This window comes from Paenibacillus sp. UNC451MF (genome assembly GCF_000686845.1).
GTDB lineage: Bacteria > Bacillota > Bacilli > Paenibacillales > NBRC-103111 > Paenibacillus_S.
Window position 1 is genome coordinate 254,334 of the sequence record NZ_JMLS01000001.1, and the last position, 21,733, is coordinate 276,066.

The following is a 21,733-nucleotide window of genomic DNA, read 5'->3' on the forward strand; positions in this document are numbered from 1 at the left end:
AGAGGACGCCTAAGATTGACGAGAAAACCATAATGTTTTAGCAGTATTCGTGTTACTCCGGTGGGGTATCCCCTTCCGGCCGCTGTTGTTATTGGGAAATATTAAATTTACCCGCCTTATAACGGAGATTTCCCAATAACAAAGGCGGACGCTATCGCTCCTCCAGGGGATACCCCACCTCCAGCATTCAGCTAAATTCTAATCACTGAGTTTTTCTCGACAGACGTAGGCCTCCTCTGATTAAAGAGGAGGCCTTTTGCTGAGTAGAGTATTTAATTATAGTATGGATTCAGCGCCATAATGAGGGGTTATCGTAAAGGCTTGGCTGCGCCGGACATCTCCCGAATCTACAGGCCTCAGATGCAGGATACCCTCATGCTCACGATTCAAGGTCAAGGCAAGTCCCGTCTCGCGATGAAGGATGTTAACCCATCCCGCATGTTCATGGTCTTTGATGATTTTCCAATGCTGCGTAGTGACGTCCGCCGTCTTCTGAAGCCGGACGATAGGATGCACATCGGCATCCGGTTCAACAGGATTTGAACACTCGGCCGCCAAGCTTCTGTCGCTGTATTTATCTTTTATTCGAACATAACCGTCCTCTGTATCCTCAATGGTCCAATGCTGATCTACGGCGTCATAGGATAGCTTCTGTACAGTGATGCATGCAGCAGAAGACACTGCCAAGTACCGGTGTGACCGGTTCAGTATGCGCGAGAAGCTGATGCTTTCCCTGGTCATTTGAACTGCGCCTTCTTCCAGTGCAATACCCACCGTATCAGCCCAGTCCAGCGTCATCGACGTGTCATCGGGAAACCGGATTGGCAGGATAGCATAAGAAGATCGATAGTAATTCGATGGATCCCAGCGGTCCCCGACATATAAATAGTGGGTTGCTTCCCTTCCGAAAATTGGGATAATATAGGTCGGCTGCGTATCGAACGTTGTCGGTCCTCCGAAGTCGTAAAGCTTCGACCAATGACCAGTCAAGCTATCGGAATAGGCATATTTCCCTTGATTAGGCTCCCACCCGGTGCAGCCCGAGGTGACCATGAAGTATACGCCGTCTCGCTTCATGACCGCTGGAGCCTCCCGGTACTGTCCAGGCCATAATGTTCTTACATGCTCGTCGATCGACATGTAGTCTTCACTAAGTCGGTAAACGTGCAAGTCTGCATTTTCTCTTGCAGCCGAGATGAAGTAGGCTGTGCCGTCATCATCTACGAACAGCGTGCAATCCCTTGACATGAATCCGCACGGATTGAAGCTTCCTCGATAAGTATAATGTCCATCAATTGTATCGCATGTGGCTATGGCACAGCGGGCAGCCGAATAATTAGAGCCATTCTCCCAGTGCATCCACATGACATACTGTTTGGAAGGCGCATGATAAATCACTTTGGGTCTTTCAATATTGGCGCCTTTGTCCTGCTCGGCGTCTGTTATAAGCTCCGGCGCTGTGGGCATGTCTATCGGGCGAAAAGGCGAATCGAGGGTGAGCACATCTCCACGAAATTCCCAGTCCATAAGATTAGCGGATCGATAACACGATACGCGCTTTCGTCCCTCTCTGTTTTCGCCGAACCAGTATATATAATTGCCCGCTTGAAGCATTCCACCACCATGGGCGTGAATAGGCTGGCCGGATGTATCTGTCCATTGGGTGCCGTTAATTAGCATTGGTTTGTTCCTCCCATTTCTGACTGGCCTGCCGTTCGGCCTGTTTATTTGCCTGAGCCGGCATCAATTTGACGTATGTGGCTTTGAATGCCTTCATCGGCAGTGCGCAGCGTCGTGTTCACATCCTGCTCGTCATTCAAGTATTTAGTGACCTGTTCGCTTATTATTTTGCCTGCGTCCGGGTACTTGCTTGTTGCTGTGTAAGCGGGGATATAACTGCCTTTGAATATGGCATCCAGATGCTTTCCTTGCAGTACTGGCATATCCGCACCCAGCTCGCGCCGGATACTGTTATCTTTTAGAACCGACAGTTTGCCTGAGGCTCTCGTCATTTTCTTTTGAACAGCATCCGAGGTCAAAATCTCGATCACTTTAAATGCTTCATCTTTATGCTTGCTTGTTTTGGACACGAAGGCTACATGTTCATCCACCATACCAGCTACATTAGGTTTATCTGGGTAACTCGGGTATTGCGCAATATCCCAGTTCAAGCCCTTAGCCGAATCCGATTGAAGCAGGTTGAAGTTGTTGCCGGTAGCAAACATAGCTAAATTGCGGTCTTTCATGAACTGGTTCCTCGGATGTACATTAGGAACGGCTTCGTTCGAAGGGATCGAGTTAATCTTCTTGGACAGCTCAAGAATTTGCTTCCACGGCTCGTTATTGAAATTCGACTTGCCGTCTTTCACTGAAGGCAAAGCAATTTGCAGCGCAAGCTTTCCATAGCCTTCAGCCTCCAATCCGCGATAACGCACACCCTGTTCCTCACGGCTCACCCTTTTGGCAAGCTGAATCGTGTCTTCCCATGTCATGCCATCCTTTGGATAATCAACCCCGAACTTATCAAATATATCTTTATTGTAGTAAATAACGTTAAAATTGGAGTCATAGGGAAGGGCGACCAATCCGCTCTTATCATATCCCCGAATGGTATCCAAATAAGTCGTTTCGAAACGATTCAAATCCAGGTTATGCTTCTTAATAAGCGGTGTCATATCTTCTACTAAACCGAGCTCCTGATAGTCGGGGATCAGATTAACCCAAGTAGCGACTAGGTCAGGAACGGTGCCTGCTGCGATCATTTCCTTGATATTCTCGCCCTTGAGCATTTCGATCTGAATATACGGATATTTTTGTTGAAGCGGTTCCACAATAAGCTTTTGGAAATCAGCGTCATTAATCTCCGACCATTTTTGAGCCATCAACAGCTTTACAGGCTCTTCTTGCTTGGCTGGTGCAGGTGTAGATTGATTTTGCTCCGGACTTCCTGTTGAAGCTTGCTTGGTTCCTCCGTTGCTGCATCCGATTAACGAGCCGACTGCCATGAATGCCGCCAAGGCAGCTGCATATGAACGTACTCCCATTTTGCATTCCCCCTTAATCCATTTGACGTAAGCGATTTATTGTAATCCTATCACTGTTTTTCGGGGATCAGCAATTCACAAAAGAATGCTAAAATAACACTTTTGCACAAGCGCCTGAACGATATTGGAATGGGGTCGTACCCACCTGGGCTCGAAAAAACTTGCAAAAATAGGCTGCAGACGAAAAGCTCAGCTCCAGAGCGATTTCCTCAACCGAATAAGTAGTTTCCTGAAGAAGCTTTTTCGCTTTCTCGATTCTCACTTTATTCAAATAATGCTTGGGCGACATGCCGTACACCTGTTTAAAGCAATTCGTAACATAATTGCGGTGTACATGGAGCCGATTCGAAAGCTCCGAAATTTTCATACTTTCCGATCCCCCGTACGTTTCGAGCATATAGGCGACTTCAGCAGCTATCGTGTGTTTGGATTTGGAGGCGGCATTATCATCCTGAATATCGGGAATGACGATTTTTTCCAATAAAAAGGCAAGAAACTGCATCATCATCGACTGCATAATCATTTTTTGGGCAAAAGTAAGCTCATCTTCCGTCTTGAACAATTGGATGAGCCGGTTCATAGAGCTTTGAATTTCGCTTTGGATTTCAGGCGTCTGGTGGGTGCTGACAATCGGCTGTCGCATTTTGTGGAATAACGAATGCACCTCCCGAGGCTCAACATCGAAATGAAAATTAAAAAAGCGGCTTTCCTCATGGGCTTGCGGATAGTGCAGATCTCCCGAATTGACCAGTATAAAATCACCTGCGCGAAGCTCATATTCCACTCCGTTAATCCACTCGCTCATGAAACCGGATTCAATATATAAAATTTCAAACATCGGGTGCTTATGGTTAGGATAGGTGGAGCCTTTTTCTGCGTTTTTATATAAAATGCTCCAAACATGAAACGAAGTGAAAAATCCCGGAAAGTAAAAATGATCCTTCATCTTTTGCACCGACTTTCTTCGTGAGATACGTCTGATATCAGACTATCATAACGTATTTACTGGGTAAATGTTCCTTAAGCTGCAAAAAAGTACAATGGAATTAGGGCCTGAAATACAAAAAAATACTAGGGTATCAAAAATATACAATTGTTGCCTGATGACGAATCCCTTATGGTAAGGGGGTACTCACGAGCAGTACAAGAGCGTATATCGTAACCGATGAATAGGGACGGGGGTGAAATGACATTTTTGTAACCGTATACAAATTGTATCGGATCAGCTGTAAGGATGGATTCAAAGAAACGAATTAAAAATTTGATGAAGTACACTAGGAGGCTGAATAAACGGATGGATAAGCAATTCAATCGGCGATTCAAAAAAGCGAGCCATGTACTTGTAAGCGCTGTATTATTAGGAGCATTAGCTGCACCTCTCCACGCTGGAGCGGCACCGGCCAATACGTCGAGCACCTCTAAGCAAAGGCAGATGGAATATTTGGATCGTGGTCTCGTGGCGGTAAAAGTAGATTCCGGCGTATTTGTAAGCTGGAGACTGCTGGGGAATGAGCCTGAGAGCATAGCATTCAACTTATACCGTGACGGAGTTAAGCTCAATAGTGCTCCGATCACGAACAGTACGAATTATCAGGATAACTCCGGTACGAAGGATTCCAAGTACAGTGTACAAGCTATTCTCAAGGGAAAAGAGCAGCAAGCCTCGGAGAAGGTTGGCGTATGGGACACGAACTATCTTTCCGTTCCTCTGCAAAAGCCAGCAGACGGTACGAATCCAGACGGCTCTGCCTTTACATATAGCGCGAATGATGCAAGCGTTGGTGATCTGGACGGCGACGGTCAATATGAGATTATATTGAAATGGGATCCTTCCAATTCCAAAGATAATTCGCAGGACGGAATAACCGGTGAAGTCTTTATTGATGCATATAAATTGGATGGTACCCTGATGTGGCGTATTTCTCTGGGTAAAAACATTCGCGCAGGTGCTCATTATACACAATTCATGGTCTATGACTTGGATGGCGACGGTAAGGCGGAGGTCGCGTTCAAGACAGCGGACGGAACAACTGATGGTACGGGAAAAGTTATCGGCGACGCGAATGCGGATTACCGTGATTTGACGGGTAGCCGTCCGGGCCGGGTGCTGTCAGGACCGGAATTTTTGACGATATTTGATGGGAAGACCGGCAAGGAGCTTGTTACTACGCCCTATGATCCTCCAAGAGGAAATGTCACGGACTGGGGAGACAACTACGGCAACCGTGTAGATCGTTTTCTTGCTTGTATCGCTTACTTGGACGGAAAAAGACCGAGCCTAGTGATGGCACGTGGCTATTATACAAGAACGGTGCTTGCAGCATACAACTGGAGGGACGGTCAGCTGACCAAGCAATGGACCTTCGACAGTAACGACGCCGGGAACGAAACCTATGCAGGGCAGGGCAATCACAATTTAAGCGTGGCGGATGTAGACGGTGACGGCAAGGACGAGATTATTTATGGCGCCATGACGATCGACGACAACGGCAAAGGCTTGTACAATACGCGATTGGGCCACGGAGATGCGCTGCATGTCGGCGATCTGGATCCGGATAGACCAGGACTTGAAGTATTCAAGGTCGATGAAGACAAAAATTCTCCGTATGGTGCGGCCATGTGGGATGCGGCTACCGGGGAAGTACTGTGGGGCGTACCGACAGGCAAAGATACTGGCCGTGGCATGTCTGCGGACATCGATCCTAACTATAAAGGCGAAGAAGTATGGGCATCGACGGGAGTCGGTTTATATTCCAACAAAGGGGAAAAAATCAGCAGCACGACGCCTTCTATCAATTTCGGTATATGGTGGGACGGTGATTTGCTGCGCGAGCTGCTGGACAATAACCGCATAGACAAGTGGGATTACACAAACTTCAAAGCTGTAAATTTGCTGACTGCTTCCGAGGCTTCGTCTAACAACGGTACCAAAGCGAACCCTGCTTTACAGGCTGATTTATTCGGTGACTGGAGGGAAGAAGCGGTATGGAGAACGGCAGATAGCACAGCGTTGCATATTTACACTACAACGGCTGTGACAGACCATCGTATCTCCACATTGATGCATGACCCAGTGTACCGTATGGGCATCGCATGGCAAAACGTCGCCTATAACCAGCCTCCACATACCGGTTTTTATTTAGGTGACGGAATGGGTACTCCTCCTATGCCTAATATGTATGTTGCTCTCCCTGCTGAAGTAAAAGTACAGCCGAATACATTGAATGTGAAAAGTCAAGGCGGGAAAAATTCAGTCACGGTGGATATCGGGCTTCCTTCAGCATATGATTCTTCCTTGATCGAGGTGGGAACGGTTCAAATGAGCGTATACGGAAGCAAGCCGATCTCCGCACAGGAGGATAAAGGCAATAAAGGCGATAAAGACTCTAACGATAAACATGGAGATAAAGGGATTACGGTCAAATTTGACAGGCAGCAGCTAATTGAAGCTCTAAAAGGTCAAAATGGCGATGTGGAGGTTACCATTACCGGTACTTTGAGAAACGGTAACTCGTTTAACGGAACCGATACATTGAAGGTTATCCATTAGTCTAAGTGCATGAACAAAGGAGAACAGGCCGGATGACGGGACTTGTTCTCCTTTGTTTTGTATAATTATGGTGGGAATCGTAAAGGCGTCAGTAAGGGGAAATGACAAATTATACTGCATAAGGAGTGATTTCGTTTGAATCAACCTTCAATTATTCATGAAACCTTTCAGTTGGAGGCAGGGCATTTGTCTTCAGGAGAGCCGCTACGAATTCGTGGAGACGTGAGAACCGTTACTCAAGAGGAGGAAAGAAGTGCGGTACGAAAGCCGGTGCTGCTGATCAGTCATGGCTTTAAAGGCTTCAAGGATTGGGGATTTTTTCCGTATATTGCATCAAGATTCGCGGAAGCGGGATATTACACGGTAACGTATAACTTTTCCTGCAATGGGGTTAATGAATCAGACTTTGACGAGCTGGACAAGTTTGGGCTCAATACGTTTTCGCGTGAGCAGCAGGATTTGGATATTGTACTTAAGACATTACTTGAGCAAAGACTTCCTCTTTCAAGCGAAGCGGATACAGAACGCATTTATTTGTTGGGTCACAGCCGTGGCGGAGGTGGCGGGATTATATTCGCTGCGGAGCATCCGGAGATTAAGGCTCTTGTCACGTGGAACGGAAGCGCCTACGCTGATTTGTTCGATGAAGCTTTTAAAGCCCAAGTGCTAGAGCATGGAGTTGGTTATGTGGCCAATGCGCGTACGAAGCAGGAGATGCCGATTCGTGCAGCTTTCTACGATGATTTGGAAGCCAACGGGCACCGCTTCGATATCGTTCACCGATTAGCGGAGTTAAGCATTCCTGTGCTGCAATTGCAGGGGGATCAGGATTCTCCCCGACTCCGTGAAGGTTTCGAGGCGCTGCGCATAGGAGCTCCCCGGCATAAGCCGACAATCATAGAAGGTGGCAACCATACGTTTGGTGCCGTTCATCCGTTTCAATCGACGACTCCTCCGCTGGGGGAAGCACTCCGGGTCACGCTGCAATTTTTGAACGATCTGAATCAAAAATAAATTTATAATAACAGAAGGAGGCCTCTTTGTTGATGCATGTTTAATGCATGGACTTGGAGGTCTCTTTTGACATTGAAGTGTATGGTGTGATGTGATACAATACACACATATTGTATGGTGTTAGACCATACACTGATTACAATGAGGTGGAACGAGTGTGGAGGATTTTAAATGGAAACCGGATCAATTGCGCATTGACCCGTCGCGTCCGCTGTATGAGCAGTTCGTCGAGCAGCTGCGCGCCGATATCGCCCGAGGCGTGTTGGCACCCGGTACCCGTCTGCCGTCTGTAAGGGAATTGGCAGCGGCCATTCGTGTCAACCCGACAACGGTCATGAAAACGTACCAGGAATTGGAGCGGCATCAATTGATCGTCACTTATCGTGGGCAAGGTACCTTTGTTACGAAAGACGAAGGCATTATTCAACAAAGCAAGCAAGCGCTTGCTGTTCACGCATTGCAGAAGCTTCGCGAGGTAGCCGAATCGCTGGATATGACGGTGGAGGAGCTGCTGAAATTGGCGGGTTACAAAGGGGGAACAAGCAAGTGACCATTCAAGTAAACGGAAATTCACCGGCTATCGAGTGCCAACAGGTTAGTGTAACCATGAGGAAAAAGAATGTGCTGCAGGACGTTACGTTCACATTGGAAAAAGGCCGTATCGCCGGTCTGCTTGGACCTAATGGGGCAGGGAAGTCAACCTTGCTAAAGGTCTGCTCAGGGTTGTTGGAGCCATCGGTTGGAGCGGTTAAAATATTCGGAGAGCCAGCTGGGATTGCAACATTGGGGAAAATGTCCGTTTTGCCTGACCGCGGCAAATTGCCAGGATGGCTGACTTCCGGTGAATGGCTGCAGTATGCCGAATCGATTTATCCAGATTGGGACCCCGAATATGCTGAACAACTGATAGAAACACTGAAGCTGAATTTGTCGCTGCGAATATCTTCGTTGTCTAGAGGTGAGGAAGCAAGGCTTCAGCTGTTAAGCTGTGTGGCGCGGCAATCACCGTTAGTCATTCTTGATGAGCCGTTTACCGGAGTTGATATGATTTCCCGTGAACAGATCGCTTCCACTGTAGTAGCAGATCTGGCTGATGGGGAACGAACCTTTCTCATTGCTACGCATGATATTCGAGAGATGGAACCATTGTTCGATACGCTGATTTTAATCGATAAGGGCAGAATTAGGGCGACGGATGATGTAGATGCATTGAGAGAGCGGGGACAATCGGTCGAATCGCGTTACAGGGATGTGTTCTCATGAAAGCCATCAGTCTATTAGCTAATATGGAAACAAGCCGTTATAGCCCATTTATGATCGGGTCCCGTAAAACCAATTATAAGTGGATCGCTCTCGGGATGTTTGTTCTGCTTACAGTCAGCATGGTGATGATGAACGGGGTTACGACAGTAAACGGCTTATTGTTCGCCGGGGTTTTAAATGTATTCGTAGCCATGATTTTGTTTATTATTATGGATGGGATAACCCTGTCGTCTGCGCAGGAGCGGGAATGGTGGCTTTTGCTTCCCTATCCTAGATTGGTTCTCGTGCTAGGCAAAGCTCTTGGATTACTGCGAATAGCCGTTCATCTTATCTTGTATTTAGCTATAATTCGAATAATCCAGTATGCGTTGTCTGCTGGACTGATGCATCATATGCAATCAGCCGCGGTGATCGATTTACTATATCTCATAGGGGCCAATGCGCTCCTCTTAATAGCGGGCCTGCCGATTATTATTAGTCTTGGGCTGCTTGTGACCGTATTTCAAGTTTCGTGGGTACGGGTCCTTCTTATATTGGCGGGTATGTATATGTTCATGCCTAGTCTCATTCTAACGTTCATGGCTGGGAATACCGAGTTCGCTTTATCTAATCTAACACCGTCCAACTTAGCACGATTTGCAATGATCCTCTTATTGGTCGGATGCCCATTATCCGTATTGAGCATTTGGCTTGCGACTTCGGTAGGGATGAAGCATATGGGGAAAGTGCGCTTCACTAGGGGCTTCATTCCCGCTATACAACGACAGTCCATATTGCAGGAGAAGAAGCTGGAAAGAAACAGTAGATGGAGGACTCCTTTTTGGTCGCTTGTCGCCATAGAAAGGCAAAGATACCGCTGGTTCGGACTGCAAAATCATCGACTTGGAAGGATCATTGCAGGTACGTTGATGCTGGTGGTTGCCATATTAAGCTATCGCAGTGCCGGGGAATTTTTTGAACTGGTTTCGTTCCTTTCTATGATCATGATTGGCTCCTATATGCTTCTGGTCATCTATTATTTAAATCGGCAGGTTGAGTTTCAGAGGGGTCCTGCTCACTGGTGGATTACATTGCCGTATTCACGGAGTTTGCTTCTTGGAAGCCGTGTGGTAGCGTATTTATCCGTTATGCTGCCCTATGTAGGAACGATTCTTCTTTGTGCAATTATCGGTGCGGCTGTACGTCAATGGATCGATCCTATGCCAGGAGATGAACTATTGGTTGCATTAAGGTATGCCTACCATTATGCGCTTGTGTTTATACCGCTTATCATTTTGTATATTATTGCATTACAAGGGTTTCCCGCATTTCTGAATCGGTCATGGTTAATGATTTTTGCGATACCGATGTATGGCGGGTATGTGTTAGGTTTTCAATTGGCTCAATCTATCATTACACCGCGTCATATGGACGGTTGGACATTTCGCTCAGGTCCAGCGCCTGATTTCGGGTATCACCTGCTGTTAATCTATGGTTTGGCAGTCCCTTATGCGCTATTTTGCTTCTGGCTCGGCTGCAAATATATGAATCGATATGCGATAGCTCGGGATACGGTATGGTTAGGTAAGGTGAATAAATAACAACTTAATAGGTAATAATGGGTAAAATTACAAAAAACATACACTATACTGGGTTCAGTGATTGAATTTTAAAGTGTCCAGCAAATGATTGTTCATGGGCTGGGCATTTTTCATTCTATTATCTTACATTAGCTGTCAATAAACTACACGAAAAGAAGCTATTGTTGGACATCCTAGCCTTAGGTCTAGTAAATTCCCAGCCTGCGGACTATTGAGTCTGAAATCCATTATCTGTAATCTATAGATAAAAGATGACAAGATTATATGCAGGGAGAGGCTTATGAAATGATTAATATAACGACTATGGTTCAGGAGAAGTTCCTGTTTCTTAATAAATTTATCAAGTCTCCCAAAGATGTGGGAAGTATTACTCCCAGCTCCAAGTATTTGGCCAGAGCGATGACGCGAAGCATACCATGGGATGGGGTAGAAGCCGCTGCAGAATTGGGAGCAGGGACCGGGGCTATAACCGAATATATTCAAAACGCGGCCGGCGAGCATACACGGACACTACTTTTTGAAAAAGACACGGTATTGAGAAACCAGTTACAGGAGAAATATCCCACCATGGCTTGTTACTCTGACGCTTGCCAGATACGTAAAGCGATGAGTGAAGAAGGAATCGGTCATTTGGACCTTATACTGAGCGGACTTCCTTTCTTTAATTTTCCTCAAGCGATCCGCGATGCCATCATGAATGAGATTTTACTATCTTTGAAGCCAGGCGGGAGATTTGTAGCGTTCCAGTATTCTTTGCAAATGAAGCAGCAGCTTAACCAATACTTCGATATTGAAAGTATTCAATTCGTCCCCTTGAATCTGCCGCCGGCTTTCGTATATATTTGCAGCAAGAGAGGGTGATGGGGTCCATGAGTTATGACACACTTTTAGGTATGATTGGGGATTATGGATACGCGGCTTTATTTTTTGCTCTATGGCTCGGAATTGTCGGAATGCCTATTCCTGATGAGGTTATCGTTATGACCGGTGGAGCGGCAACCGCTAGCGGATTGCTTCATGAGGTTCCAGCTTTCTTACTAACTTATTTGGGGGTTATTTCAGGCTTGTCCTTAGGCTATTTCTTGGGAAGGATCATGGGAGACAAGGTCATCGAGAAATGGAAACGCAAAAAGAAGATGGAGAAATACTTGAGCACATCCGAGAAGCTGGTGGAGAAGTACGGCCATTTCGCTTTAGTGGTGAGCTACTTTTTTCCGGTGGTCAGGCATGTTACGCCATATATTGTTGGCATTAACAAGATGAGCTTTCGAAAGTATGCGCTTCTTTCCTATTCGACAGGCTTAGTGTGGACGCTGATCTTTTTTGCCGCGGGGCGTATGGCTGGGGATCATGTCGAGGAAGTTGGATTACTCATTCACAGCTACGGACTCAAGCTGCTGTGGGTGCCGGTTGCAGCTGCAGGGATCTGGATTATATATAAAATGACTCGAAGCAAGAACTCGAATTTAGATGCAGGAAACGGATCTTAGTTTTATGGAATAAGCAAATTGGTGAGAAAGAGGAGTGAGCAGCTGTAGGGTTAATGCAGCAAACGCTCCTTTTTTGGAATTGTAAGAAAAAGGTTGACATCCCAATTGATCGGGTATAGTATAGAATTATCATTTAAAACCAACTAAGCTTATAGGAATAATAAATTTATCGTTCGCCGGACAGCCGGAGATGAGGTGCTCCTCCATTAGGAAGAGTCACAGCATCTCCTTTTTTTATTCTCGAGGTAAAAGGAGGAAGGTCGATGTTCAACAATGGTTTTAAGGTGTTTGACATTCATGCGCATTTGCCTTATCCACTCCCGTTCCTTAAGCGCAACGAGATCATTGACGAGCATAATGCCAAACGATCCGAGAGAATGCGTCTTACATGGGATTTTCCGCGCAAAGAGCAAGAGGGACAGCAGGATACAGAAAGGCCTGTGATTGAACGCTGGATCGATGAGCTCGAGCGCTACGGTCTTGGGGGCATCAATTTCTTGACGGCCTGGAACAATGACAATCTAGCAGATCAAATTCGCGTAAGTCCAGATCGATTTACAGGGTTCGCTCACCATTCCATTGAGCTGCCGGATGCTGCAGAAGAGCTGAAGAGAGCCGTTGATGAGCTGGGACTCAAAGGCTACAAGCTGTTTGGCCCACTGGTACAAATCCCATTTGACTCATCATCCCTTACTCCGGTATGGACCTTCGCAGCGGAAAGAAGGCTGCCTGTACTTATTCATTTCGGTATATTGGGCCATACGGGCGGGATCGTACAGCATCAGAATATTAGTCCCCTCTCGATTTTTAACGTCGCCCGAGAATATCCGGATATTCCTTTTATCATACCGCACTTCGGTGCGGGCTACTTTCAGGAGCTGCTGCATCTCTGCTGGAGCTGCCCGAACATTTACATCGATACATCGGGTTCGAACCAGTGGATGCGCTGGACGCCCTATGAGCTGACGCTGGAGTCGTTGTTCCGCAAAACATATGAGCTGATCGGTCCGGAACGAATCATCTACGGATCGGATTCGAGCAGCTTCCCTAGAGGCTATGTTTACCGATATTTACAGGATCAAGTGAGGGTTTGCCGTGAATTAAGGTGGTGCGAGGATGATATCGAGAATATTTTTGGTAACAATACAAGACGATTGCTGAATTTCCAGCTGTAACTTTTTATAGAGAGAGGGATGAGGGAAATGAGAAAAAGAAAGAATAGCTATCCAGTGTATAGCATGAGCGCGGCCTTGCTGCTGTCCGGCTTGCTTATTGCGTTGTCGGGATGCTCGGGAGGAGCGGACCAAGCCTCTTCAGGGAAGACGGATACGGTTAATGGCAATGAAGCTCCTAAACAAGCTGCCGATTCCGGTGCAGTCAAGGATGAATTGGTGACCATCGAATATTGGCAGTATCAGTATCCGGCCAAAGTCGATTTGATTAACGCGTTGATCGAAGATTTTCAGAAGAAGCATCCTAACATCAGGGTAAAGCAAACCAACTTCCCCTACGACCAATATAACGAGAAGGTGGCGGCATTAGTCCCAGCAGGAAAAGGGCCTGATGTCATCAATTTATACTATGGCTGGCTGCCTAAATACGTGTCCTCGGGCTATCTGCAGCCGCTGCCGGACAGCGCATTTTCTGAGAATACTATTAAACAGGAATTTTTCCCTTTCGTTGATACCGCCAAGCTGAACGGCAAATATTATGCTATTCCCACTGCTGTACGTACCTTGGCACTTTTTTATAATAAGGATTTGTATGTCAAAGCCGGTCTGGATCCAAGTAAGCCACCTGCAACATGGGATGAGTTGGTTGCTTACGCCAAGAAGCTGACCCAAAAGGATAAAAACGACCAGTATGTTGTTGAAGGGCTGGCTTGGCAACCGAACGCTCAATTGCACCATTGGTATCGCGATGCGCTTGTATATCAGGCGGGAGGCAAAGACATCAGCGAAGATCGGCGCAAAATATTGTGGAATCAATCCACTGCCGGATTAGAGGCTTTCAAATATTTAATAGATTTGTCTCTCGTACATAAAGTTGGCACTAACAATTTTTATAATGACGATATTACGGCTTTCAAAGGCGGCCACGCTGCCATGAATATCGACGGCTCGTTTCAGCTTGGAGGCTTGAAGAAGGATGTTCCGGATTTGAACTATGCGATCGCACCGCTGCCTGCTTATAAGGAGAAGGCGACGCAGGTATCTTTTTGGGCCAATGCCATTACGAGAAACGTACAAGGCAAAAAGCTTGAGGCTGCCGCCGAATTTCTGAAATATTTGACGAGCAAGGAAGTGCAGGAGCAGTGGGTAGAGAAGATCGGCGAGCTCCCGGCGAAGAAGGATGTTGCTCTGCAGGATAAGTATTCAAAGGATGAAAAGCTGGGTCCGTTCATTCAGCAGTTGGCTGTTGCACACGCGCATTTCTTCGTCGATGAGAAGCTGGAACGCGATTATTTCACAGAGGCCGTCGATCAAGTAGTGCTGAACAAGGTTCCCTACGAGAAAGCATTCGAGGAGCTAGTATCACGCACCCAGAAGCTGTACGACGAATATTGGGCGAAGCAGGATAAGAAATAAGCTGTACTAGGGGGGAGAGACTATGGAACAATTGGATAGGTTGGCTATCCGTAAAAGGCAGGTTTCCTTCAAGGGAGGACTTAGCCACAAACAACAGCGGTATCTGTTTATTTACAGCTGCCTGTTGCTTCCCCTTCTATTCTTCGCAGTCGTTCGCATCCTGCCAATTGCCTATTCCTTCAACATAGGGTTTCGGGAGTGGGATTTACTATCTGATGAGAAGCCCTTTGTCGGTTTAGACAATTATACAGCCCTGCTTCACGACACGAAGTTTATTGCTTCGCTTCGCAATACGCTGGTATATGTCCTTATTGGTGTTCCGGGTCAGCTTATTGTGGGGATGGTCGTTGCGCTGCTCCTTCATCAAGTGAATAAGGCCAGAGGCTTGTTCCGCACGTTGTACTTTATCCCACATATCACTAGCGTAGTCGCAGTGAGCTGGGTGTTTCGCTGGATTCTAATGAAGAACGGCATTGTAAATGCAGTGCTCATCAAACTAGGCGTTGCTCCGCAGCTTTTTCTAGGTTCCCCGACACAAGCGATTTATTTGGTCATAGCTGCAATGATTTGGCAGAGCATTGGATTTCAGATGCTGGTTTTCTTAAGTGGACTTGAGCATATTCCTACGCTGTATTACGATGCAGCCGCTATAGACGGTGCGAACCGTTGGCAAAGATTTCGATACGTTACATTGCCCCTGTTGAACTCTGTTCTCGTATTCTCCGTTATCATTGGCACTATCAGTTATCTGCAATCATTTACCCAGGTGTTGAACATGACGCTTGGCGGGCCACTCAATTCGACCCTTTCGCTGGTGCTTTATATTTATGATTTGGCTTTTAAGCATTTTAAAATGGGAGAGGCTGCCGCCGCGACGGTGGTGCTGTTTTGCATTATTTTAGCGCTATCGATTCTGCAGTTGAAGATATTGAGCAAGAAGACAGAGTATTAGGATCGAAGGGGTGGGACTAGTGAGCGTAACCGCAGCAGCATCCTGCAGCAGGCTTCGAAGGCGTCATATTATATCAGTTTTGCTTTATACGGTACTTGGAGTGGGGGCCATCGGAATGGTATTTCCTTTCGTATGGATGGTCGTCACCTCCTTCAAGCTGCCGCAGGATGTGTTCTCTTTACAGCTTATTCCCAAGGCGGCTACGATTAGCCATTACGCAGCATTATTTGAGAGGACGCCGTTCATTGGCTGGGTGACCAACAGTTTTATTGTAGCATGCATCACCACAATTAGTGTGGCATTGTTCGATACGGTGGCAGGCTATATTTTGGCCCAATTTTCGTTCCACGGGAAACAGCTGATTTTTATCGCAATCCTGAGCACGATGATGGTCCCAACAGAAATGCTGATCATTCCTTGGTATATCGCCTCAGTCAAACTAGAGTGGGTAGACACTTACATCGGTATATTGTTTCCAGGTTTAATGTCGGCGTTCGGAATTTTCCTGATGAAGCAGTTCATGGAACAGGTGCCTCAAGATCTGCTGGATGCAGCGAGGATCGATGGGATGAACGAGTGGAATATTATGTTTCGCATTGCTGTCCCGCTGGTTCGTCCGGCGTTAGCTACACTATGTATTCTGACCTTCTTATCCAGCTGGAATGCTTTCATTTGGCCATTAATCGTAACGCAATCCCCTGAGCAATTGACCATCCCTGTAGGCATTGCTTTCTTTTCGAGTGAACAAAAAGACATTAGTGGCTGGGCGATGATTATGACGGCTGCTACCTTATCCGTGTTGCCGCTGATCATTGTATTTTTAATATTTCAGAAACAGATCATTCGCGGCATTGCTTTAACGGGACTGAAATAACCCATAACCCTCCGGAAGAAGAAAGTTTATTTACTTTCGCAGGATGTGGTAATAAAGTCATGGAGTCCTAGAAGTCATATGGGAAAACCAGTACTATTTTAACAGCTAGTATGCTACAATGGATTTAGTTTTTACAATAATAACCACCAGACAAATCGATAATGGCAAACTTGCCGAAAGGCAAGGACGCAAAGCCACAGGCCTAAAGGAGCAGATCTTATGGCGGCTGGGTTACCGAAAAATGGCGCTTCTGTTCTTTTCTTAATAACAAGACTGCCCAATTTCGGGCAGTTTTTTTCATATTTTACATTTTAACTCGAAAAGGGGCTGTATCGTGTGCAAGCAAACTTCGTGAACCCGTTCTTAACTTCATCCCTTCATGTTATTGAAACGTTGATCCAAATTAAACCGATCGTAGGGCAGCTGAGCATGAGAACGATTCAATACACGGAGGATTACATCTGGCTTAAAATCGGCATCTTGGGTCAATTGCAAAAAGATATCATTTTCGGATTTCCCGAAACGGTAGCTCTAAGAATGGTATCGGGAATGATGGGAGGCTTCCCTGTAACACATTTTGATGAACTTTGCCAGAGTGCGGTTGGGGAATTAGGCAATATGATCAGCGGTAATGCGAGTACGATGCTGTATCAGCAGGGGATTGAAGTGGATATTACCCCGCCAAGTCTCGTCAATGGATCGGCTCATCAGTGGGGAGGAGAAGTGTTCAGCATTCCGCTTAGCTTAGACACTATCGGAGAATTCAATATTTACATTTCAGCTTAATTTCTTATATTATCACTATGAGACAAAATGTATATAAAATCCTATAGTTTAGAGCATTGGAGTTCGGTTTGCTTTATGATATGTTATATAATATCACATTCCTACATATAGGCGGGTTTTCTTAAATGGATGCAGAGCCTTTGTTGAAGCTTTTACGGGACAAGAAGCCATTGGTTATCGAACGGTGGCAGCAACTGATGTCAGAACGGCTTACGCGCAACTATAATCTATCCAATATGACGCGTAAAGGTGACATCTATTTTGATTATCTTACCGATCTTCATATCGAGACCGACAGTCATCCAATTCTGCAAAAAGTTCCCGAATGGTGCCAACGGTTCGAGGAATTACAGCTTCAAATCATTGATATTATTCAATGCTCCCACATGTGGCGGCGTTCGTTGGTGGAAGTGTGCGGTGATTCGTTATCGATAAAGCTGTTTCAGGCGATCTGCCTGCGGATTGACGAATTCGAGGCGGTTCTAACCGAATCCTACTGGCAGACCACAGTAGCTTCCATTAAGGAAAAAGATATGGCGATACATGAGCTTCACGACGACCGAATGAATTTAATCGGGAAAATGGCGGCGAGCATGGCTCATGAGATCCGCAATCCGTTGACCTCTATCAAAGGGTTTGTGCAACTGCTTCGTTCGAATATCCGAACGCTGCCCGTTGAGAAGACGGATGCTTATTTGGAGTTTATAGAGGCCGAATGCAACAATATGCATATGCAGGTTACGGGCTTTTTAAGCTTTTCAAAACGGCCTATGGTTGAAGAAGAAATGGCTCCAATCTCGGTTAAGCAGATACTCGATTACAATTTGTCATTGCTGCGTCCTCGTCTTATTAACGAAAACGTGCATTTGAATGTAAACATCCTGGATAACATGATGCTGCGCGTCCAAAAATTAGCTATTCAGCAAGTGTTGAACAACTTGATTAACAATGGAATTGATGCCTTGTCCGATGCAAAATATGATAAAAAAATAAACATCACTGCTTTTGAGGATCATCTTAAAGCCTATATTCATATCACGAATAACGGGCCGGAGATTCCAACTGAGCTGGCCAAATCTCTGTTCACTCCATTTGTCACGAATAAAACGAACGGCACAGGTCTTGGTCTAACCATTTGCAAGCAAATCATGTCCAAAAATGATGGTGACATTTCGTTTAAAAGCACGGAAGAGGAAACCGTATTTATGCTATCGTTTCCAAAATCAGCATCATAACCCAGTATAAAAAAGATAAAAACGAACTGCAGGCGAATCCGCTTGCGGTTTTTTTTGTTTGTTTCTGGATCTATTTCAATAACTTACTATCTCGTGAAACGATAGCGACGCAGGTTTGTTCATGCTCCGTTCATATTCGTGGTGTACTTTATATCGAAGTAAAGCACATGAAGCTCGGCGGACCACGCTTGGCCTTACGTGAATGGCTTACGAAGTAAGTTTTGCTCCGCAAAACTCTTAGGAGGGAACCAAATGAACAAACTGACCAGCTTCTCCATGAAAAATGTAGCTGCGGTGTTCATCATTATAGCTATATTGATGGGCGGAGGCTTGTACTCAGCATCTACATTAAAAGTGGAGAACATGCCGGATGTATCATTTCCGGTAGTATTAATTTCCACCACCTATCAAGGTCCGCCCAAGGACGTGATGGAGGAGGTCACGAAGCCTATAGAGGATAAGGTGGCCAATATCGAAGATATCGATTCGTTAACGTCCACTTCAAGCGATAACGTATCCACCATCATCGTCCAATTTAAACAAAATGTAGACACAGACAAAAAGAAACAGGATTTAGAAAGTCTTGTGCAGGAAGTGAAGCTGCCGGCAACAGCAGATAGACCTAAGGTATCTACCTTCGGCTTTGCTTCGATTCCAGCTTATTATTTAGCCATCTATGCGGATAATGGGATGAGTCAGACCGAGCTGGATCAGCTCTATGAGGATACAATCAAGCCTGGCTTTGAATCCATGCCGGGTATTGACCATCTAGACTCCATCGGTTCGAGAGAAACGACTATGGATATACAGCTGGACGCCGATGCGTTGAACAGCTACGGATTGACTCCAGCGCAAGTTACAGGTTCACTTCGCAACGCGTTATCCAACGGGCCTATCGGCTCCGTCGAGTTTGATGGTAATACCAAGATGGCACGAGTTACTGGAGACCTCGATAGTCTTTACAATTTGGAGCAAATGGAACTGACTACAGGAAGCGGCAGTACGATCATGTTGAAGGAAATAGCTAAAATCAAGGCGGTAACGGATTCTACCTTTAACGCTCGTCTTGATGGTAAGCCAGCAATCGGCGTTCACCTATACAAAACGAAGAGCGCGAATGCCGTTGATTTTTCCAACGATACGGACAAGCTGATCGAGCAATGGCAGCAATCGATGCCGGGTGTCACTTTCAAAGCGGTTTATAACAGCGCGGATGAAGTTAAAGAATCCGTTACCGGCATGCTGAAGGAAGGCATATCCGGGGCGCTGCTCGCCTCGTTGATGATATTGCTGTTCCTGCGCAATGTGCGTATGACACTGATAGTTTTAGTATCGATCCCATTATCGATATTGATCACGCTGCTCATGATGTCCCAGCTAAACATATCGCTTAACATCATGACGCTAGGGGGCATGTTCATAGCAGTAGGGCGTGTCGTCGACGATAGTATTGTCGTCATTGAGAATATTTACGCAGCTCTGCAAAAAGCGCAAGAGCGCAATGAATCAGTCATTAAGCTGGCTACGAAGCAGGTGTCCATGGCTATCACTTCGTCAACGTTGGCGACGGTAGGGGTATTTGCCCCAATCGGGATGGTGAGCGGAATCGCGGGTGAATTTTTTAGACCGTTCGCTATTACGCTAGCCTGTGCACTTCTTGCATCCCTTCTGGTAGCATTGACGGTCATCCCGATGATGGCTAAGCTGCTGGTGCTTCGCGGCGGGAAGATCAAGCATCACGATGAAAACAAACGTGGACCGGTTCAAGCTTTTTATGAAAAAGTGCTGAAATGGAGCCTTACTCACCGTATTAAAACGCTTGTGATTTCCGGTGTTTTGCTCGTCGTCACGCTGGCAACAGTAGTGCCGAACCTGGCGGTCAGCTTCATGCCGAGCAGCCAGGCCGAACGCCAAATGTATTTTCAAATCAAGCTGCCTTACGAGACTTCCTTTGAAAGCAACGACCAGCAGACGAAGCAGATTGAGGCGATGCTGCGAGACGCCAAGGATAGCTCTGGTGAACCGCTCTTCACCTATGTGGAATCTTTGGTCGGCTACGGAGGCAAAACAGATCAGGTAGCCTACGAGTCTGAAGTATACACCGAGGTTAATGAGAAAGCCGATCCAGACAAGGTGAAGGATCAATATAAAACGTTGATTTTGAACGAGCTGCCAAACGGATCTGAGGTTACTCCTAAGACATTGGCAGGCGGAGGCGGGGGTGTTTCTTCCACCGACTTCTCCTACTCGCTGAAAGGCGACGATCAAAAGCAGCTTGAGGATGCTGCCGCAATCGTAAAAGAGAAAATGAAGGAGTTTCCTGAGCTAGACGAAGTGGAAGACAGCCTGAGTGACTCGAAGACAGAAGTCGAAATCAATGTCGATCAACAAAAGGCCCGTTCATTCGGCTTGAGCGCATCGACGATACGAGATACGGCACGAAGCTGGATCCAAAAGGAACAGCTGGGCGATCTTCATTTTGACAATCTGCTGTACAAAACGACGGTAGAGCTTGCTAAAGAAGACAAAAATTCGCTTGATAAAATCGGAAAAATTCCATTGAAAGCATCTAACGGAAATACGGTTTATTTGAATGAAGTAGCAAAAATCAATGAAAAACAATCACCTGCTTCTTTGCAGCGCGATAGTCGGGTGCAGGTTGTTACGATTACCGCCAAAATCAACGATGTGAACAAATCCGGTGTGAGCAACAAGGTTTCTGCCGCGTTGAATGCAACTGACCTCCCTGACGGAGTTTCCCGCGAGGTGAAAGGGGTCACGGCCGACATTCAGGAAAGCTTCTCGCAGTTGTTCGTTGCAATGGGAGCTGCAATTTGTATCGTGTATCTGGTCATGGTATTGGCTTTTGGTAACGCGGGTGCGCCTTTTGCAATCCTGTTCTCCCTTCCTTTCGCCGCTATCGGCGGATTAATAGCTTTATTGTTAACGGGAGAGTCGTTGAATATTACATCTTTGATCGGCTTTATGATGCTTATCGGTATTGTTGTTACCAACGCGATTGTGCTTATCGACCGGGCACAGCAGTTAAGACACGAAGGATATACGGTTCGTCATGCTCTAGTCGAAGCGGGAATGGTGCGGTTAAGACCGATTATTATGACCGCAGGTGCGACGGTTGTTGCATTGGTGCCGCTGGCGCTTGGATTAACCAAAGGAACCTTGATTTCCAAAGGGTTGGCTGTCGTAGTTATAGGCGGTCTAACAACTTCCACGATATTGACGTTGGTTGTCGTGCCAGTCGTGTATGAGCTGATTGAAGCTATTAAAAACAAAGTCGGACAATGGTTCCACCGTAAACAAAAACCGGATCAAACAATGGAAATGTAAGGGGAGAGG

17 protein-coding genes and 1 riboswitch are annotated in these 21,733 nt (G+C 46.2%); of the genes, 14 read left to right on the top strand and 3 right to left on the bottom strand.

Going from position 1 to position 21,733, the window contains the following annotated elements:
- Positions 1-276: 276 nt before the first annotated feature.
- From BP97_RS34790 to BP97_RS0101120, 3 genes are all read right to left on the bottom strand, one after another.
- Positions 277-1,680 carry a family 43 glycosylhydrolase gene (locus BP97_RS34790; RefSeq protein WP_051620258.1) on the bottom strand — a complete coding sequence of 468 codons (1,404 nt, stop codon included), beginning with the start codon at positions 1,678-1,680 and terminating at the stop codon, positions 277-279.
- A gap of 44 nt (positions 1,681-1,724) precedes the next feature.
- Positions 1,725-3,044: an ABC transporter substrate-binding protein gene (locus tag BP97_RS0101115; protein WP_028547463.1), complete on the bottom strand. Its 1,320-nt coding sequence runs from the start codon at positions 3,042-3,044 to the stop codon at positions 1,725-1,727.
- Between the two features lie 88 nt (positions 3,045-3,132).
- Positions 3,133-3,990: a helix-turn-helix domain-containing protein gene (locus BP97_RS0101120; RefSeq protein WP_028547464.1), complete on the bottom strand. Its 858-nt coding sequence runs from the start codon at positions 3,988-3,990 to the stop codon at positions 3,133-3,135.
- 348 nt (positions 3,991-4,338) lie between these two features.
- Between BP97_RS0101120 and BP97_RS34795 the strand changes: the two genes are divergently transcribed.
- The 14 genes from BP97_RS34795 to BP97_RS0101190 all read left to right on the top strand — a co-directional run bounded on the left by BP97_RS34795 (position 4,339) and on the right by BP97_RS0101190 (position 21,724).
- Positions 4,339-6,594: a rhamnogalacturonan lyase gene (locus BP97_RS34795; protein WP_156043111.1), complete on the top strand. Its 2,256-nt coding sequence runs from the start codon at positions 4,339-4,341 to the stop codon at positions 6,592-6,594.
- Between the two features lie 135 nt (positions 6,595-6,729).
- Positions 6,730-7,608 carry an alpha/beta hydrolase gene (locus tag BP97_RS0101130; RefSeq protein ID WP_028547465.1) on the top strand — a complete coding sequence of 293 codons (879 nt, stop codon included), beginning with the start codon at positions 6,730-6,732 and terminating at the stop codon, positions 7,606-7,608.
- Between the two features lie 157 nt (positions 7,609-7,765).
- Positions 7,766-8,158 carry a GntR family transcriptional regulator gene (locus BP97_RS0101135; RefSeq protein ID WP_051620260.1) on the top strand — a complete coding sequence of 131 codons (393 nt, stop codon included), beginning with the start codon at positions 7,766-7,768 and terminating at the stop codon, positions 8,156-8,158.
- On the top strand, positions 8,155-8,871 hold the full coding sequence (locus BP97_RS0101140) for an ABC transporter ATP-binding protein (protein WP_028547467.1): 717 nt from the start codon (positions 8,155-8,157) through the stop codon (positions 8,869-8,871). The genes BP97_RS0101135 and BP97_RS0101140 overlap by 4 nt, the downstream gene beginning before the upstream one ends.
- Entirely contained in the window at positions 8,868-10,451 is a 1,584-nt protein-coding gene (locus BP97_RS0101145) for a hypothetical protein (RefSeq protein WP_028547468.1), read from the top strand. Before BP97_RS0101140 ends, BP97_RS0101145 begins: the two co-directional genes overlap by 4 nt.
- Before the next feature lie 285 nt (positions 10,452-10,736).
- On the top strand, positions 10,737-11,312 hold the full coding sequence (locus BP97_RS0101150) for a class I SAM-dependent methyltransferase (protein ID WP_028547469.1): 576 nt from the start codon (positions 10,737-10,739) through the stop codon (positions 11,310-11,312).
- 8 nt (positions 11,313-11,320) lie between these two features.
- Positions 11,321-11,941 carry a DedA family protein gene (locus tag BP97_RS0101155; RefSeq protein WP_028547470.1) on the top strand — a complete coding sequence of 207 codons (621 nt, stop codon included), beginning with the start codon at positions 11,321-11,323 and terminating at the stop codon, positions 11,939-11,941.
- Positions 11,942-12,204: 263 nt separating this feature from the next.
- Positions 12,205-13,116, top strand: a complete 912-nt coding sequence (locus BP97_RS0101160) for an amidohydrolase family protein (RefSeq protein WP_028547471.1) — start codon at positions 12,205-12,207, stop codon at positions 13,114-13,116.
- Between the two features lie 27 nt (positions 13,117-13,143).
- Positions 13,144-14,529 carry an extracellular solute-binding protein gene (locus BP97_RS0101165; protein WP_028547472.1) on the top strand — a complete coding sequence of 462 codons (1,386 nt, stop codon included), beginning with the start codon at positions 13,144-13,146 and terminating at the stop codon, positions 14,527-14,529.
- Between the two features lie 22 nt (positions 14,530-14,551).
- Entirely contained in the window at positions 14,552-15,481 is a 930-nt protein-coding gene (locus BP97_RS0101170) for a carbohydrate ABC transporter permease (protein ID WP_028547473.1), read from the top strand.
- Positions 15,482-15,500: 19 nt separating this feature from the next.
- Positions 15,501-16,355: a carbohydrate ABC transporter permease gene (locus tag BP97_RS0101175; RefSeq protein WP_036745304.1), complete on the top strand. Its 855-nt coding sequence runs from the start codon at positions 15,501-15,503 to the stop codon at positions 16,353-16,355.
- A 153-nt stretch (positions 16,356-16,508) separates the two neighbouring features.
- Positions 16,509-16,594, top strand: a riboswitch (cyclic di-GMP riboswitch).
- A gap of 97 nt (positions 16,595-16,691) precedes the next feature.
- Positions 16,692-17,141 (top strand): chemotaxis protein CheX, encoded by a 450-nt coding sequence (locus BP97_RS0101180; RefSeq protein WP_028547475.1) that lies wholly within the window; start codon positions 16,692-16,694, stop codon positions 17,139-17,141.
- A 125-nt stretch (positions 17,142-17,266) separates the two neighbouring features.
- The gene (locus BP97_RS0101185; RefSeq protein ID WP_028547476.1) at positions 17,267-18,376 is read left to right on the top strand and encodes a sensor histidine kinase; all 1,110 of its coding nucleotides are present in this window, start codon (positions 17,267-17,269) and stop codon (positions 18,374-18,376) included.
- A 252-nt stretch (positions 18,377-18,628) separates the two neighbouring features.
- Positions 18,629-21,724 (top strand): efflux RND transporter permease subunit, encoded by a 3,096-nt coding sequence (locus BP97_RS0101190; RefSeq protein ID WP_028547477.1) that lies wholly within the window; start codon positions 18,629-18,631, stop codon positions 21,722-21,724.
- The last annotated feature ends 9 nt before the right edge of the window (positions 21,725-21,733 follow it).

What these genes read in the sequence shown, in the direction of transcription:
- BP97_RS0101120 (WP_028547464.1), bottom strand. Translation starts at nt 3,990, where the DNA reads ATGAAGGATCATTTTTACTTTCCGGGATTTTTCACTTCGTTTCATGTT.
- BP97_RS0101150 (WP_028547469.1), top strand. Translation starts at nt 10,737, where the DNA reads ATGATTAATATAACGACTATGGTTCAGGAGAAGTTCCTGTTTCTTAAT.
- BP97_RS0101165 (WP_028547472.1), top strand. Translation starts at nt 13,144, where the DNA reads ATGAGAAAAAGAAAGAATAGCTATCCAGTGTATAGCATGAGCGCGGCC.
- BP97_RS0101155 (WP_028547470.1), top strand. Translation starts at nt 11,321, where the DNA reads ATGAGTTATGACACACTTTTAGGTATGATTGGGGATTATGGATACGCG.
- BP97_RS0101160 (WP_028547471.1), top strand. Translation starts at nt 12,205, where the DNA reads ATGTTCAACAATGGTTTTAAGGTGTTTGACATTCATGCGCATTTGCCT.
- BP97_RS0101115 (WP_028547463.1), bottom strand. Translation starts at nt 3,044, where the DNA reads ATGGGAGTACGTTCATATGCAGCTGCCTTGGCGGCATTCATGGCAGTC.
- BP97_RS0101145 (WP_028547468.1), top strand. Translation starts at nt 8,868, where the DNA reads ATGAAAGCCATCAGTCTATTAGCTAATATGGAAACAAGCCGTTATAGC.
- BP97_RS34795 (WP_156043111.1), top strand. Translation starts at nt 4,339, where the DNA reads ATGGATAAGCAATTCAATCGGCGATTCAAAAAAGCGAGCCATGTACTT.
- BP97_RS34790 (WP_051620258.1), bottom strand. Translation starts at nt 1,680, where the DNA reads ATGCTAATTAACGGCACCCAATGGACAGATACATCCGGCCAGCCTATT.
- BP97_RS0101190 (WP_028547477.1), top strand. Translation starts at nt 18,629, where the DNA reads ATGAACAAACTGACCAGCTTCTCCATGAAAAATGTAGCTGCGGTGTTC.
- BP97_RS0101170 (WP_028547473.1), top strand. Translation starts at nt 14,552, where the DNA reads ATGGAACAATTGGATAGGTTGGCTATCCGTAAAAGGCAGGTTTCCTTC.
- BP97_RS0101185 (WP_028547476.1), top strand. Translation starts at nt 17,267, where the DNA reads ATGGATGCAGAGCCTTTGTTGAAGCTTTTACGGGACAAGAAGCCATTG.